The following is a 14,929-nucleotide window of genomic DNA, read 5'->3' as shown; positions in this document are numbered from 1 at the left end:
AGCCCTCGTCAACCATCTCCCGTCCGGAGGTGCTCCATGGACGTCATCGTCCTCATCGGCCGGATCCTCTTCGCCGCCCTGTTCCTGAACTCGGCGTTCGGCCACCTCACCCAGAGTCGCGCCATGGCCGGCTACGCCGGCGCGAAGGGCGTGCCGTCCCCGCACCCGGCGGTGCTCGGCTCCGGCGTGCTGCTGCTGCTCGGCTCGATCAGCGTGCTGCTCGGCATCTGGGCCGACCTCGGCGCGCTGCTGCTGCTCGTCTTCCTGGTACCGACCGCGCTGCTGATGCACGCGTTCTGGAAGGAGAGCGACCCGGCGGCCCGCCAGAACGACATGATCCACTTCATGAAGGACCTGGCCCTGGCCGGCGCCGCGCTGATGCTGCTCGGCCTCTTCTCGATCGCCGGCCACCGGCTCGGCCTCACCCTCACCGGCCCGGCCTTCTGACCGGCCCTCCCGATCCACCAGGCCGGGAACCGTCGGCGCCCCTCCCACGTTGACCCTGCGACGTTCCATATCCCGACGAACGGGACGAAGAAGCTCGCCGGTCCACGGCGGAGGGGGGTGCCAGGTGAATCTGCTCGACGTGGTGCTGCTGCTCGGCGCCGTCCTGGCCGCCGTCTCCGGCTACCACCGCGGCCTGATCGCCGGCGTGATCTCGCTGGCCGGCTTCGTCGGCGGCGCCGTCCTCGGCGTGTGGCTGCTGCCGTTCGTGGTGGACGCGGTCGAGCCGGGATCGGCCGCCGCCACCCTGCTGGCGCTGCTCGTGGTGCTGGTCCCGGCCGCGCTCGGCCAGGCGCTGGCCTGGCCCCTGGCCATGCGGCTGCGCGACCGGCTGCGCTGGGCGCCGGCGCGCTGGGTGGACGGCGTCGGCGGCGCCGCGTTCAACGCGGTGGCGCTGCTGCTGGTCGCCTGGATCGCGGCCAGCGCTCTGATCCCCACGCCATCGCCCGGGCTCAACCGCGCGGTCACGGAGTCGCGGGTGCTGGGCGGCGTCCAGGACCGGATGCCGTCCCAGGCGCCCACCTGGTTCAGCCGGGCCACGGGGGCGCTCACGGAGGCCGGCTTCCCGCAGGTCTTCAACCCGTTCGAGAACGCGCCGACGGCCGAGGTGCCCGAGCCCTCGGGGGACAACGTCACGCAGGCCGCCGTGGCCGCCGCGCAGAACAGCACGGTCAAGATCGCGGCCTCCTCGGGGCTCACGGGGCAGGAGGGCAGCGGCTGGGTCTTCGCCGACCAGCGGGTGCTGACCAACGCGCACGTCGTCGACGGCGCGAGCGCCGTCTCGGTGCAGATCGGCGGGGTCGGCCCCGACCTGCCGGCCACCGTGGTGCTCTCCGACCCGGACGTGGACGTGGCCGTGCTCGACGTCCCCGGGCTCACCGCGCCCACCCTCACCCTCGCCGACGACGCCGGCAGCGGCGACCCGGCGGTGGTCGCCGGCTACCCGGAGAACGGCGGCCTCGACGTGCGCGCGGCCACCGTGGCCGGCCGCACCAACGCCCAGGGTCAGGACATCCACGGCGAGAGCGTCGTCGTCCGGGACATCTACACCATCCGCGGCCTCGTCCGCCCGGGGAACTCCGGCGGGCCGCTGCTCACCACGGACGGCCAGGTCTACGGGATGGTGTTCGCGCGCTCGGTCACCGACTCGGACACGGGATACGTGCTGACCGCCGACCAGATACGCCCCTACCTCCAGCCCGGGGCCTGACGGGGGCAACCTCCCGCCCGCCTCGTCGGTCTGACACGCTGACCGTCCGTGGGGTGAACCTCGGGTGATCCCGAGTGAAGCGAGTGAACGCGCTCGTCCCGACCGCCGCCATGGCCCGCCGACCGAGAGGCCGCCCGTTGCGTACGTCGTCGCGTCCCCGCGCCCGCGCCACCCTCGTCCTCGCCGCCGCCACCGTCGCCGCCGCGGCCGGCGTCGTCCCGCTGGCCGCCACCCCGGCCGGCGCCGCGCCACCCGGCGTGCGCGACGACTTCGACGGGAACGGCTACCGGGACCTGGCCGTCGCGGCCCCGCACGCCCTGGTCGACGGCCAGGAGTACGCCGGCGCGGTGGTCGTGGTGCCCGGTTCGGCCGCCGCCCCGAGCGCCGCCGCCACCGCCGTGATCACCCAGAGCAGCCCCGGCGTGCCCGGCGCCTCGGAGGCGGGCGACGCCTGGGGCGCGGCGGTCGCCGCCGGCGACTTCGACAACGACGGCCGCGCCGACCTGGCGGTCGGCGCCCCGGGCGAGGACACCGGGCAGGGGGTGGACGTCGGCGCGGTGATCGTGCTGGGGGGCGGCACCGGCGGGCTCGGCGGCGGCACCGCGCTGGCCACCCCCACCACCCCGGGGCTCACCGGCTTCGGCGGCACCCTGGCCGCGGGCGACTTCGACGGCGACGGCGTCGACGACCTGGCCGTCGGCCAGCAGGGCGTCAACGACGTCTGGATCTACCGCGGCGGCAGCGGCTTCCCCGCCGCGCCCACCGGCTTCGAGGCGACCGCGCTCACCGACGGTGTCGCCGGCGTCGCCACCCTGGCCGCGGGCGACATCAACGGGGACGGCACCGACGACCTGGTGGTGGGCGGGGACAACCTCACCGCCCGGGACTACTTCCGCAACGCCGTCTACCTATCCCCCGGCTCCGCCTCGCGCCGCGTCTACGCCGGCCTCGCGGGACACGGCACCTCGGCCGCCGTCGGCGACGTCGACGGGGACGGCCGCGCCGACGTCGTCACCGGCCACCCGCGCGAGCCCGACGGCGTGTTCCAGGGCACCTCGCGCGGCGGCAACGTCACAGTGACCTACGGCGCGGCCGGCGGCCTCGCCACCTCCCGCGCGCCGGTGGTCATCCACCAGAACACGGCCGGCGTGCCGGGCGCCGCCGAGCCGGAGGACCAGTTCGGCGCCTCCGTGGCGCTCGGCGACATCAACGGCGACGGCTACGCGGACCTCGCGGTCGGCGCCGACCAGGAGAACATCGGCGAGGCGCTCCAGGCCGGCGCCGTCACCGTCTTCCACGGCTCGGCCGCCGGGCTCGCCACCACGACCTCCTACTCCCTGCACCAGAACACGGCGGGCGTCCCGGGCGGCGCCGAGGCCAACGACCGGCTCGGCAACGCCGTCTCACTGACCGACCGCAACCGTGACGGCCGCGCCGACCTGGCCATCGGCGTGCCCGGCGAGGACGACGGTGCCGGCGGCTTCATGTGGCTGCCGGCCACCGCGACCGGCATCACCACCACCGGCTCCGTCGGCGTCGGCGCCGCCGGGACGGGCCTGGCCGTCACCGGCCAGTACCCACCCGAGCTCGGCTCCGACTTCTCCGGCTAGTGGTGCCGCGTTACTCGATCAGCTCGCGTACGGTGGCCGGGTCCCAGTGGCCGCGCGCGCCGGGACGGGAGGCCAGGTAGTGCGCGGCCCGCGCCGCCGACCAGCCGCGCCCCTCCACCAGGCCGGTGCCGAGCTGCCGCAGGTAGCCGGCGGACGGCGCCCGCCACGGCACGTCCCCGCTCCCCCAGGGCGCGGTGAACGTCAGCACCGGCAGCCCGGCGACCTCGCCGGCGCACACCAGCGTCTCGTACCGCCCTGGCCCGAGCCGCGCGCTGCCGCCCGGCCGCCGCAGTTCGGCGGCCAGCACCAGGTCCTGGCCCGGCGCCCGGCCCATCTCCTGCGCGGCGATGTCCGAGAACTGACCGAGCGTCAACAGGTGTGCCCTGGCCGGCGTCTCCTCCTCGGCCGCCCCCGGGTCGTAGAACGCGCGCCCGCCGCCCCACACCGGCGAGTGGGTGGCGAAGTACAGCAGCCCCGGCAGCGTCACCGGCACCGACCGCTCCGGCGGCCGTGGGTCGCGGCAGCCGGGGTGCGCCCGGGCCGCGCCGGGCGCGACGCCGCCCCGCAGATAACGGTCGAGCCGCGCCAACGACATGTTCGACCCGTAGGCCGCATACCAGACGCGGTCCTCGGCGGCGCGGCCACGCGCCGGTGATCTCTGGGCGAACTCTTCCCCGCCGACCGCCGCAGCCCCTGCCAATTCCCGCCGCCTCCCTCGATACTCACCGCGACACCGTCTCGGGAGGAATCGTGACGCACCTCAGCCGCCGCCAGGCCCTCGGCACGGCGGGCACGCTGGCCCTGACCGCCGCCACGCTCACCACCGGCCTCGTCGCCACCCCGGCCGCCGCCCACGGCCGACCCGGCACCGGCCCCGCCCCGCTGCGCCGCGCCCACGCGCACAACGACTACGAGCACCCGCGGCCGCTGCTCGACGCCCTCGACCACGGCTTCACCAGCGTCGAGGCCGACATCTGGCTGGTGGACGGCGAGTTGCTGGTCGCCCACGACGCCGTCGACCTCGACCCGGCCCGCACCCTGGAGGCGCTCTACCTCGACCCGCTGCTGGCGCGGGTGCGGGCCAACGGCGGCTCGGTCCACGCGGGGCACCGCGCCCCGCTGCAACTGCTGATCGACATCAAGACCGCGGGCGACCCGACCTACCGCGAACTCTCCCGCCGGCTCCGCCCCTACCACTCGATCCTCAGCTCGGCGACCGGCGGCCGGGTCCACACCAGGGCCGTCACGGCGGTGATCTCGGGCGACCGCGCCGCCCGGGTGCCGATGACCGAGGAGCGCGTCCGCCACGCCTTCTACGACGGCCGCCTCGACGACCTCGGCACCGCCGCGCCCGCCTCGTTCGTCCCGCTGATCAGCTCCAACTGGACCAGCAGCTTCGGCTGGCTCGGCGAGGGCCCGATACCGCCGGCCGAACGCCGCCTGCTGCGTGACATCGTGGGCCGGGCGCACGCCGCCCGGCAGCGGGTGCGCTTCTGGGCCACCCCGGACGTCCCGGGACCGGCCAGGGAAGCGGTCTGGCGCGAGCTGGTGGCCGCGGACGTCGACCACCTGAACACCGACGACCTGCCGGGCCTCGCGGCCTTCCTCCGCTCAGGCGCGGACGGGTAGATCCTCGATCCACGTGTAGCGCGTGCCGCCGCCCTGGGTGGTCCGCAGCTCGTAGAGGCCGGAGGAGGTCGCCTCGGCGCCCTCCTGCCGGGCGGCCAGCATCAGGGGCAGCAGCGCCTGCCCGGTGATCACCAGGTCGACGGTGCGCCCGTGCCGGGGACCACCTTCGAAACGGACGCTGATGACATGGGGCTTGGCCATGATCCCCAACCTAGCCCCGCCGCTCGTAAGAGCGTCGTCAAGCGGACGTGGCGAGGCCGGCGTTCGCCCCTGAATTCGGGCGGGAGTACCCCGCCTACCCCACTCGTTCGAGTGATGGCCGGCGAAAGGTTACCCCGCCCTGAGACCCCGCTGGGGGCCTGTCTGAGGGGCCCGCTGACGCCCGGTCAGACCGTGCCGGCGGGCTCGCCGATCGTCGTCTCCGGGTCGATCAGCGTGAAGGTGGCGCCCATCGGGTCGGTGACCGCGGCGAACCGCCCGTAGGGGCTGTCCATCGGTCCCCGGACCAGTCGCCCGCCGAGCCGTTGGAGGCTTGCCACCGCCTGGTCGCAGTCGGCCACCGCGAAGTACACCTCGACGTGCGGCGCGATCTCGGCCGGCGCGTCGTCGGGGATCCGGTAGCGGCCGGTGCGGGGCTCGCCGTGGATCATCCACACCGCGTAGTCCATCTCGGCCGTGCTCTCCAGCAGCTTGGCGTCGATCGGGAAGACGGTGGTGAAGAACTCGTCCGTCCTGGCCGCGTCCCTGGTGTGCACCTCGGCCCAGCAGAAGGCACCCGGCTCGTCGCGCTTCTCGAAGCCGTGGTGGGTACCCTCCTGCCACACGCCGAACCGCACCCCCGCGGGATCGCGGGCCATCAGCATGCTGCCGAACGGCGCCACCTCCATCGGGCCCATCAGCGTCTCGCCGCCGTGGTCCCTGACCCGGCCCGCCGTCGCCGAGACGTCGGGCGTGTCGAAGTAGACGGTCCAGGCCGGCGGCACGTCGTTCTGCCCCGGCATCTGCGGGGCCAGCGCGGCGACGGCCTTGCCGTCCGCGTAGGCCTGCGTGTACCCGCCGTACTCCTGGGAGCCGGTCTGGAAGGTCCAGCCGAACAGTTCGCCGTAGAACCGCTTGCCGGCCTCCAGGTCGGGCAGCGTGACGTCGGCCCAGCAGGGCGCGCCCTCGGGGTAGCCAGTCATGATGCCTCGTTCCCCTTCTCCCCCAGATCTCGTTGGCCTCTCCTGTCACTCACACCCCTGTATCCACGCTAGTCAGCGGTGGGACGATCGGCACGGCGAGCGGACCGCCCGCCCACGACCTGCGAGAACGAGGCGAATCCCGCGGATGCCCCAGACCACGGCCCCCTTCACCGACGACTTCGCCCGCGACCCGTACCGCGCCCTGGCCCGGCTGCGCGAGGCGGCGCCCGTGCACCACGTCACGCTCCCGGACGGCAGCCGCGCCTGGCTGGTCACCCGGGACGCCGAGGTGCGCCCGCTGCTCGCCGACGACCGGCGGCTCTCGGTCGACAAACGGCACTCCAGGACCGGCTACACCGGCTTCTCGCTGCCGCCCGCGCTCGACCGGAACCTGCTCAACGTCGACGGGGCCGACCACCTGCGGCTGCGCCGGCTGGTCTCGCAGGGCTTCACCCCACGCCGGGTGGCGGCGCTGCGGCCGGCGATCACGGCCACGGCCGAGCGGCTGGCCGCCGCGCTGACCCCGGACGGCTCCGACCTGGTCGCCGACTTCGCCACCCCGCTGCCGCTCGCCGTGTTCGGCGACCTGTTCGCGCTCCCCGAGGCCGACCGGGCGCCGTTCGCGCGCTGGATCACCACCATGCTGACGCCGCCCGCGCCCCGCGACGCCGTGGCCGCGATCACCGCCGTCCACCGCTTCCTCGTGGACCTGGTCGCCGGGCGCCGCGCGGCCCCCGGCGACGACCTGCTGTCCGCGCTGGTCACGGCGCGCGACGAGGACGACCGGCTGACCGAGGACGAACTCGTCTCGCTCGCCTTCCTGATCCTGGGCGCGGGCATCGAGAACGTCCAGCACACCGTCTCGGCCGGCCTGTTCGCCCTCTCCCGCCACCCGGACCAGCTGGCCGCGCTCCGGTCGGACCCCGCGCTGCTGCCGGGCGCGGTCGAGGAGTTCCTGCGGTACGCGCACCCCAACCTGACGGCCATCCGCCGCTTCACCACCGAGGACCTGGACGTCGCAGGCACCGCCATACCCGCCGGCGAGACCGTCCTCCTCTGCCTGGCCTCCGCCAACCGCGACCCGCGCCGCCACGCGGACCCCGAGGCGTTCGACGTCACCCGCCCCGCCAAGACGGCCCAACTCGCCCTGGGCGCGGGGCTGCACTACTGCCTCGGCGCCCCGCTGGCCCGCCTGGAGATCGAGGTCGCCCTGACCACCCTGCTGCCGCGCTTCCCGCGCCTGGACACCGGGTCGGCACGCTGGCGGACCAACTTCCGCTCACACGCGCTGGCCCGCCTCCCCGTCACCGCCTGAGCGGACAGTGCGGCGCGCAGATCCACAGCACGAAGCTGTGCCCCCACCGGTCCCGCAACGTCCCCACCCGCCGCCCCGAGGCCCCGAGCCGGCGACCACAGCGCACACAGGCGATCCCCATCTGCTGCGCCGGCGTAAGCCGGTCGAACTCCGGCGTCTCATGCGCCCCACCCCATTCGACCCCCCTCATGCCACAGCCCTCCCACTTCCACCCGGATCGGCGCGAGCCGGCAGGAGAGAGATACCCGCGAATCACCCCCTCTCATCGCCGGCGCACGACGGCTCTCGGGGGCACGTAGGGCGCGGCTAGGGTCTGTCTGATAATTCCCGGTGGATCAGCGAGCGGCGGATGGCGCCCGGCTGGCAAGGCGCCGGATCGCAGCTCGTACTTGGCCGTACTCGCGCGATTCGGCAACGCAGCCAGGCGGGATGCTAGCCGTCGCGAGCCCGCCGGGGATTGTCAGACAGGCCCTAGGAACCGGGGGTGGTCGTCCGCACGGTGGCGACCATACGCGTCACCTGCACGGGGCCGGGAGCCGTGGAGAAGTCGGGCAGGTCCGTGTCCGCCCCGAGGGCGAGCAGCCGCATGAGCGCCTGGTCCTGCTCGAGCCCACCGAGCGACGGGTCCGGCTGTACTCGGCCCCAAGCGACCGCCTTCAACCGTTCCCACAGGTCCGGCTCGTCGACCAGCCGTGTGTAGAACCCCCGGTGCTCGCTTCGCAGGATCAACAGCTCGGCCAGCCGCAGCAGTCCCTCGCGGTCGAGCGGCCGGTCCCCGATCCGCTCCAGCACGGACGCCGTCAGGTTCAGCACGCTCACGAACCGTTTGGCCTTCCGCGGACTCGCGCCAAGGCCGACGCGTACCAGCCACCAGAACGGGTCGTCGTCGGCGAGCTCCGGGCGGACGTGCCCCGCGAGCGAATCGCGCAGCGCTGAGTCGTTCACCTCTGGGAGGAAAAAGGGCAGTTGGACGATCTTCTCCAGGTAGGCGGCTCCGGCCACCGGCGCCCGAGCGCCGAACTTCCGGGCGGCGACGTCGGACAGCAAGTCGTAGTCCATCGCCAGCACGAAGACGCAGCGCGAGTCGCCGGTGAACAGCTTGAGCGACTCAAGCACGGTCACGGCGACCTCGGGAGCACAGCGGTCAAGGTCGTCGATGAAGACGACCAGGCGGCCGCCGTCCCCGACGAACTCGCCGACGGCATCGGCGAAGTCCTGCTCGAAGACGTTCACGTGGCGATGGAATTCGGCATCGCTCTCCGCTAGTTGGTCGAGCGCCGACTCCGTCGTCTCCTTGCCGAGCAGTCCCCCGGTGGCCATCGCGCCGACCTGACCGAGCGTGCCACGCACCGTGAGCCAAGCGATGGACCGGGCCAACCGCAGTGCCTTCGCCCGGGTACGCTCGTTCCGTTGGATCTCGGCGAGAACCGAGGTGATGACCGCGCTCCACACCTCGTGCTTCTGGGCGTACTTCCAGGGGTTGATCCACACGGAGCGGGTGTCGGGGCCGAGGTGGTCCTGCCACATCCGGAGGAAGCTCGACTTGCCGGAGCCCCAGGGCCCGAAGATGCCCACGGTGAGGGGAAGCGGCGCGGCTGCCGCGACCGTGCTCGCCAGCACCTCCACATATGGTCGGAAGCCGTACTCGTCATCATCGAGTCGTGCGACGGGGTTGTCCGTCAGGGGAGGCGTGGTCGGCCGCACCGCTGGCCTCCTTCGTGTCAAGTTCTCGATGATCAGCGGCGATTCTGACAGACCGGGCAGCCAGACGCGCGGGTATCGCCTACCCTGCCAGCAGACGAGCCGACGGGGGAGAGCCGTGGGACGACCTCCGTCACGGACGGCCGCGAGTCCCTTCCCGCCTCTGGCAGTCCCGCAGCGCAAGGTCCCGGTCGACCGGTTACGCGGCCGCGACAAGCTGCTCGCCGAGGTCGCCGGGGCGATCGGGCGGCGGGTCAGGGGCGGTCCTGACGTCCCAGGAGTGTGGGTGCTCTCCGGCCTCGGCGGATGTGGCAAGACCACCGTCGCCCTGGAGATCGCACACCGTCTCTCCCCCGCGATGCGGCACCTCTGGTGGACCTCGGCTGAGGACCGACAGGGGCTTTCCGGGGCCCTGCAGGCCGTGGCCTACCAGGCCGGCGCTCAGGACGGCGAGTTCGGGCACGGCCATCCGGCCGACGTGTTGTGGCGACGCCTCGACGACCTGGCCGAGCCGTGGCTGCTGGTGTTGGACAACATCGATGAGCCCGCAGACCTCGCCGCGCCGGGCCGGCCCCTGGCACAGGCCGTCGGCTGGCTGCGCCCGCCGAAGCGGGCCTGCGGCATCGTCCTGATCACCAGCCGCGAGTCCCGTCCGGAGCGGTGGGCGCCCTGGGCGCACATCAAGGCCATGGACGTGCTGAACGTCGACCACGCTTCCCGGGTGCTGCTCGACCTGGCCCCGGGAGCCGGCGATGAGCGGGAGGCCAGGGAGCTGGCGCGGCATCTGGGCGGCCTGCCGTTGGCCCTGGACCTCGCGGGTTCCTATCTGGCCCGCGCGCGTGAGGAGCTGTGGCCGAGCCCCGACACGCCGGGGACGTTCACCGCCTACCGTGACAGCGTGGACCAGCGGCTCGACGAACTGGCTGCCGACCAGGACGCCTTCCTCGGGGAACCCGATCGCCAACGCAGGGCGATCGGCACCACCTGGCAGCTCTCGCTCGCCCTGCTGAAGCGCCAGGGCCACGCCGCGGCTGAGACGTTGCTGTGGCTCCTGTCAAGCCTCGGCCAGGCCCCCGTGCCGCTCGGACTACTCGACCCGGACGTACTGCTCGGCAGTGGGCTGTTCGGTGGCGGCACGAGTCGTTCGCAGCTCGGCGACGCCCTCAGGGGTCTTGCCGGGCTCCGGCTGATCAAGCTGGAGCACGCTCGCGTCGACGGCTCCGACAGCGCTGCCGGGCTCCGGCGAATCATCGACGTGCACCCACTGGTCAGGGCGAGCAACAGGCAGCAGGCGGACTATCTTCGGCTGCTACCCGCGCTGCTCACGCCCCTTACGGAGTTGCTGAACCGGGCGGTCGCCCCGCTCCACACGCCGGAGGACCGCGCCGACTGGCCCCGTTGGCGACTCCTGGCCCCGCACTGCACCGCCCCATTCCTTTCCTTGGACGCGAGCGCGGACGTGTCACCCGACCAGGTCGTCGCGGCGACTCATCCCGCCCTGCGCGCCGGCCAGTACCGCCACGAACTGGGCCTCTACACGGACGCCGAGCAGGAGCTGCGCAGAGTGGTTGACCTGCGGCGTGACCGCCTCGGCGCCGAGCACCCGGCCACCCTGGACGGCCGCCTGGCACACGCCCTGTCGCTGCGCTACGCCGGCCGGTTCGCCGAGGCGGAGGCCGAATACCTCGCCGTCGCCCGCTGCCGGGACAGGGGCGTGCCGGCCGATCACCGCATCATCCAGTCGGCTCGTGGCGGCCGCGCTCGTGTACTGCGCGAACTCGGCGATCTCGCGACGGCGGAGACCGAACTCCGTGCTGTTCTGGAGATCCGACGACGCCAGCCCGAGAACCATCTGCCACTGCTCCGCACGCGCTACGACATGGCCTCGGTCCTGCATGAGCGGGGACGACTCGACGAGGCCATCAGTGAGTTGGAGGACATCCAACGGGTAGCGCGGCAGCGGTACGCCGACGACCACCCCTTGGTGTTGGGCGCTGGCACCCGACTGTTCCGCGCGTTACGTGATGCCCGCCGGTTCGACGAGGCCGAGGCGATCGGGAGCGCCATCGTCGCGGAGCACGACAAGGCGGGACGGTCCGAGCATCCGGACGCGCTGGTCACCCGGCACGAGCTCGCCCGGGTGATCCGCGACCAGGGGCGGCTCGAAGAGGCCAGGGCCCGGTTCGCGGAGATCGGTGACGCCTACGGGCGGCGTCTCGCTCCGAACCACCCGGGCGCCCTGGCCAGCCGACACGAGCTCGCCAGCGTCCTCCACCAACTCGGCCACTTGGAGGAGGCCGCGGCCCACTTCCACGCCGTGCTGGCGGCCGTGCGCGAGCACTACGACGAACACCATCCCGCCGTCCGGGCAACTCGCCACAACCTGGCCCTGGTGCTGCGGGAGCCGGAGTGGCCAGGACCCGACCGCGCTGGCGAGACCGATATGGGAGGGCATGCGCATGCTGGAACGTGACCGCGCCGTCACCGAGATCTCCGATATCGCCGAAGTGGCCGACCTCCCGCTGGACAGCGCCTTGTCCGTGGAGCTCCCCGAGGAGGACGTCGTCGCCCAACGCGTACGCGCGAGGTTCACGCGCCCCTGGCTGAGTCGGGGTGACAGCGCGGCGCCGCCCTCGGGCGGCTACTCGTGGGGGCGCCACACCCCCGCGACCAACGACGACGAGCTGCCCGCCGTCAGTTACGCCCCGCCTCCGCAGGGCGCGGACAAGAAGCCGGAGGACCGTCAGGACGAGGAAGACCCGGACGATCAAGCTCTCCGCCCGTCCGGCGAGGCGACGGTCGTCGCCCCCGGAGCCGGGCGGGAGCCCCAGCCCGGCATCGACACGCTCCGCCACCAACAGCACGGCATTCGGCGGTTCATGCTGGGAGAACTCCTGCGGGCGGCGGGCGACGTCACACTCACGGGACCGCTGCCACCGATCGCCGACGCGCGCGACCTGTTGGTCGACGCGGACCGGGCGGCGCCGGCAGCGGTGGCGAACATCCTCCTTTACCCGAGCACGGGTCGCTGGCTCAGCCATGTGCTACGCCGGCTCCACGCGGCCGACGAGGGCCCGGTACCGTTCTGGGTCGACCTGGGGCACCTGCACGCCATCGCCTCGGCCGCCGCCATCAGGGCCAACCTCGACTTCGCGTTCCAAGCGCCAGCGCGCGAGGGCGCGGTCCTCCTGCCGACGCTCGGCCTGGCACGGCTCGGGGACGTGGGCACGGTGGCGGCGGAGATCAGCGCGGCGAACGGTCATGGCGTCATCAGCCACGGCCGGGCCTCGGTCGCCGTCCCCGGCCCCACAGCCCCCGGCTGGCTGCCGCTCAGGCGAGTCACGGCCGAGTCTGGGACGAGGGAACTGACGCTGTGCGTTGACGACCTCGACACCTTCCGGGATGCCGATCCCCCGACCGCGCCCATGCCCCTCCCGGAAGGGGAGGTAACCCGCTGGCGACGCCTGATCGAGGGCGCATGGCGGCTGATCGTCGATCTCGATGCCGCGCAGGCGGCGTCTCTCGCCACAGCCTTGAGCTCGCTGACTCCCAAGGCGGCACTCCCCGACGGCGGCGTGACGTCGCTGTCCTCAAGCGAAGCGTTCGGCGGAGTGGTGCTGACCATGCCGGCTGACCCGGTGCAGCTGGCGGAGACGCTGGTGCACGAGTTCCAGCACATGCGGCTCAACGCGATGCTGGACACTACCGAGTTCCTCGAACGCCCCGTAGCTCGCGACGCTCTGTTCTACGCTCCATGGCGGAACGACCCACGCCCTCTGGAGGGCGTGTTCCACGGAATCTTCGCCTTCTTCGGCGTAACCGAATTCTGGCTTCACGTCAGCCGGTCCGCAGGCGATGAACGGAGTCTGCGTCGGGCCCGGTTCGAGCTGGCCTACTGGCGAATCCAGACCTGGGACACGTTCACGGCACTGCGCACCCATCGGCGGTTCACTGCCGATGGCCGACGGTTCCTGCGCGAAATGTCGGAAGGCGCCGTGGAGTGGCGGCGTGAGCCGGTGCCCACGGACGTCGTCCAGCTCGCGCGGGAGGCGGTCGTCGCGCATCGCGCCCTCTGGCGGTTGCACCATCTGCGCGCCGCGCCGTCGGTGGTGGCCGAACTCACCGACGCCTGGCGCGCAGGCCGTCCACCTGCTCAATACGTCAGCCGATCACCGTCGCTACTCCGACCTATGGCCACGGAAGCCACAGATCTGAACTCCGCGGTCTCGCCATATCGACGGGCAGCCGTCGACGACGCCCAGCCGGACGGCCTCCTCGGCCCGGTCGAACGTGAACGGCCGACCGACCCGGGCGCATGGCTGCGCCTCGGTCTGGCCCTGCGTGCCGCCGCGCCAAGCTCCCCGGCCGCACGAGCTCTGGTACACCGGCCGGAACTCGTGCGGGACGTCCACGAGTCACTCCGGTCCACCCTCGCCGGGACCACAACGCCCACCGACCTGATCCCCCTGGCCGCCTGGCTCGGCGCGCCGGGCGATCAGGACATCCCGCCCGTCTTCTCGCCCTGACGGCACCACCTCACCGCCGACCCCACGACGGCCGGCAGCAGGGCCAGGGCGGCGAGCGCGTTGAGCGCGGTGACCAGGCCGAGGCTCGCGGCCAGGGTCGGGGCGGCCAGGCCGCCGACGACGGCGGCCAGTGCGTCGGCGGCCAGGAAGAGGGCCGTGACGCGACCCAACATGGCGACCGGGACGGTGTGTTGGAGGTGGGTCTGGACGACGGTCAGCAGCAGGCTACCGGGCACGCCGACCAGGCACGCCGCGAGCACGGCGGCCGGCAGCCCCGGGGCGTTGGCCAGGGCGAAGAAGGCGGCGCCCGTGCCGATCCTGGCGGCGGCCAGGACCCGGAGGGTGCCGAACCGGGCCAGGGCCGGGCCGGCGAGCGCCGCACCGAGCAGGAAGCCGGCGCCGAGCCCGGAGACGACATAGCCGAGAGCGTGGCCCGGTGCCTGGAGGCGGGTGACGAGGAGCGGCACGAGCAGCGCGGTGAGCCCGGCGTTGGCCGTGAGGAAGAGAGTGTTGGCGGCGAGCGTGCCGCGCAGCGCCCGGTCAGCGGCGACGGCGGCGAGGCCGGCGCGTAGCCCGCCCCGGGTGGGGATGGTCCGTGCGGTCGGGACCCTTCGGCCGAGGAGGGCGAAGAGCGCGGCGGAGGCAAGGTAGCCGGCGACGTCGATGGCCAGCACCGCGCCGATGCCAGGCCCGGCGAGCAGCAGGGCGCCGAGCGGTGGCGCGCCCAGCCTGAGCACGCTGCCGGCAGTCAGCTCCAGGGCGTTGGCGGCGGCGAGTTCGCGCTGGCCGGTGCCGACGACGGCGGGGGTGAGGGCGCGGACCGCGGGGCGTTGGACGGTCGCGGCGGTGTTCTCGGCGAGGACGGCGAGGTAGAGCAGCCAGACCTCGCCCGCGTCGTCGACCAGGAAGATCAGTGCAACGGCGGCCGCGCAGGCCAGTTGGGCCAGGCACAGGGCGCGGGTGAGGCTCACCCGGTCGAGCAGCACGCCGGCCCAGGGGCCGACCAGGAGGCCGGGCAGTGCCTCGACGGCGATCGCGAGCCCGGTGGCCGTGGCAGAGCCGGTGAGGTGGAAGACATGCACCGGGATGGCCACGATCAGCAGCCAGTTGCCGAGCGCGGCAACGACGCTGCCGCCCAACAGCAGCCGGAACGCGGGGTGGCGCGGGACAGGGACTCTCACCCGACAGAAAGTATCTCTGTAGAATATTTTTTGGCAAGAGTGTTCTGTGAAGACAGCTCGGTTCAGGAGGCG

Annotated in this window: 12 protein-coding genes; 7 read left to right on the top strand and 5 right to left on the bottom strand. The window is 73.2% G+C overall.

Features of this window, described 5'->3' with window-relative positions:
* Positions 1–36 precede the first annotated feature (36 nt).
* From ACFWI8_RS08615 to ACFWI8_RS08605, 3 genes are all read left to right on the top strand, one after another.
* On the top strand, positions 37–447 hold the full coding sequence (locus ACFWI8_RS08615) for a DoxX family membrane protein (RefSeq protein WP_387087361.1): 411 nt from the start codon (positions 37–39) through the stop codon (positions 445–447).
* Between the two features lie 124 nt (positions 448–571).
* Positions 572–1,714, top strand: a complete 1,143-nt coding sequence (locus ACFWI8_RS08610; RefSeq protein WP_387087359.1) for a MarP family serine protease — start codon at positions 572–574, stop codon at positions 1,712–1,714.
* 137 nt (positions 1,715–1,851) lie between these two features.
* Positions 1,852–3,324, top strand: a complete 1,473-nt coding sequence (locus tag ACFWI8_RS08605) for an FG-GAP-like repeat-containing protein (protein WP_387087357.1) — start codon at positions 1,852–1,854, stop codon at positions 3,322–3,324.
* Positions 3,325–3,334: 10 nt separating this feature from the next.
* Here the strand turns inward: ACFWI8_RS08605 and ACFWI8_RS08600 are convergent, their stop codons facing one another.
* Positions 3,335–3,919 carry a histone deacetylase gene (locus ACFWI8_RS08600; protein ID WP_387087355.1) on the bottom strand — a complete coding sequence of 195 codons (585 nt, stop codon included), beginning with the start codon at positions 3,917–3,919 and terminating at the stop codon, positions 3,335–3,337.
* Positions 3,920–4,074: 155 nt separating this feature from the next.
* On the opposite strand from ACFWI8_RS08600, the gene ACFWI8_RS08595 reads away from it, so the two are divergent.
* Positions 4,075–4,953 carry a phosphatidylinositol-specific phospholipase C/glycerophosphodiester phosphodiesterase family protein gene (locus ACFWI8_RS08595; protein WP_387087353.1) on the top strand — a complete coding sequence of 293 codons (879 nt, stop codon included), beginning with the start codon at positions 4,075–4,077 and terminating at the stop codon, positions 4,951–4,953.
* Here the strand turns inward: ACFWI8_RS08595 and ACFWI8_RS08590 are convergent.
* Positions 4,936–5,154: a hypothetical protein gene (locus ACFWI8_RS08590; RefSeq protein ID WP_387087351.1), complete on the bottom strand. Its 219-nt coding sequence runs from the start codon at positions 5,152–5,154 to the stop codon at positions 4,936–4,938. The two genes, ACFWI8_RS08595 and ACFWI8_RS08590, sit on opposite strands and share 18 nt — an antisense overlap.
* Before the next feature lie 185 nt (positions 5,155–5,339).
* Positions 5,340–6,134, bottom strand: a complete 795-nt coding sequence (locus ACFWI8_RS08585; RefSeq protein WP_387087349.1) for a VOC family protein — start codon at positions 6,132–6,134, stop codon at positions 5,340–5,342.
* 145 nt (positions 6,135–6,279) lie between these two features.
* Between ACFWI8_RS08585 and ACFWI8_RS08580 the strand changes: the two genes are divergently transcribed.
* Positions 6,280–7,449: a cytochrome P450 gene (locus ACFWI8_RS08580; protein WP_387087347.1), complete on the top strand. Its 1,170-nt coding sequence runs from the start codon at positions 6,280–6,282 to the stop codon at positions 7,447–7,449.
* A gap of 471 nt (positions 7,450–7,920) precedes the next feature.
* Here ACFWI8_RS08580 and ACFWI8_RS08575 read toward each other — a convergent pair whose 3' ends face one another.
* Positions 7,921–9,153, bottom strand: a complete 1,233-nt coding sequence (locus ACFWI8_RS08575) for a P-loop NTPase fold protein (RefSeq protein WP_387087345.1) — start codon at positions 9,151–9,153, stop codon at positions 7,921–7,923.
* A 115-nt stretch (positions 9,154–9,268) separates the two neighbouring features.
* Here ACFWI8_RS08575 and ACFWI8_RS08570 point away from each other — a divergent pair, with 115 nt between their 5' ends.
* Complete coding sequence (locus ACFWI8_RS08570) at positions 9,269–11,623, top strand: tetratricopeptide repeat protein (RefSeq protein WP_387087343.1); 2,355 nt, start codon at positions 9,269–9,271, stop codon at positions 11,621–11,623.
* Entirely contained in the window at positions 11,610–13,676 is a 2,067-nt protein-coding gene (locus tag ACFWI8_RS08565) for an HEXXH motif domain-containing protein (RefSeq protein ID WP_387087341.1), read from the top strand. Before ACFWI8_RS08570 ends, ACFWI8_RS08565 begins: the two co-directional genes overlap by 14 nt.
* Here the strand turns inward: ACFWI8_RS08565 and ACFWI8_RS08560 are convergent.
* On the bottom strand, positions 13,646–14,857 hold the full coding sequence (locus tag ACFWI8_RS08560; RefSeq protein ID WP_387087339.1) for an MFS transporter: 1,212 nt from the start codon (positions 14,855–14,857) through the stop codon (positions 13,646–13,648). The genes ACFWI8_RS08565 and ACFWI8_RS08560 overlap by 31 nt on opposite strands.
* Positions 14,858–14,929: the final 72 nt, after the last annotated feature.

The organism is Streptomyces sp. NPDC127098, assembly GCF_042722465.1.
Taxonomy (GTDB): Bacteria; Actinomycetota; Actinomycetes; order Streptomycetales; family Streptomycetaceae; genus Streptomyces; species Streptomyces millisiae.
The sequence above is the reverse complement of the archived record's forward strand: the minus strand, read 5'-3'. Positions and strand labels throughout refer to the sequence as shown.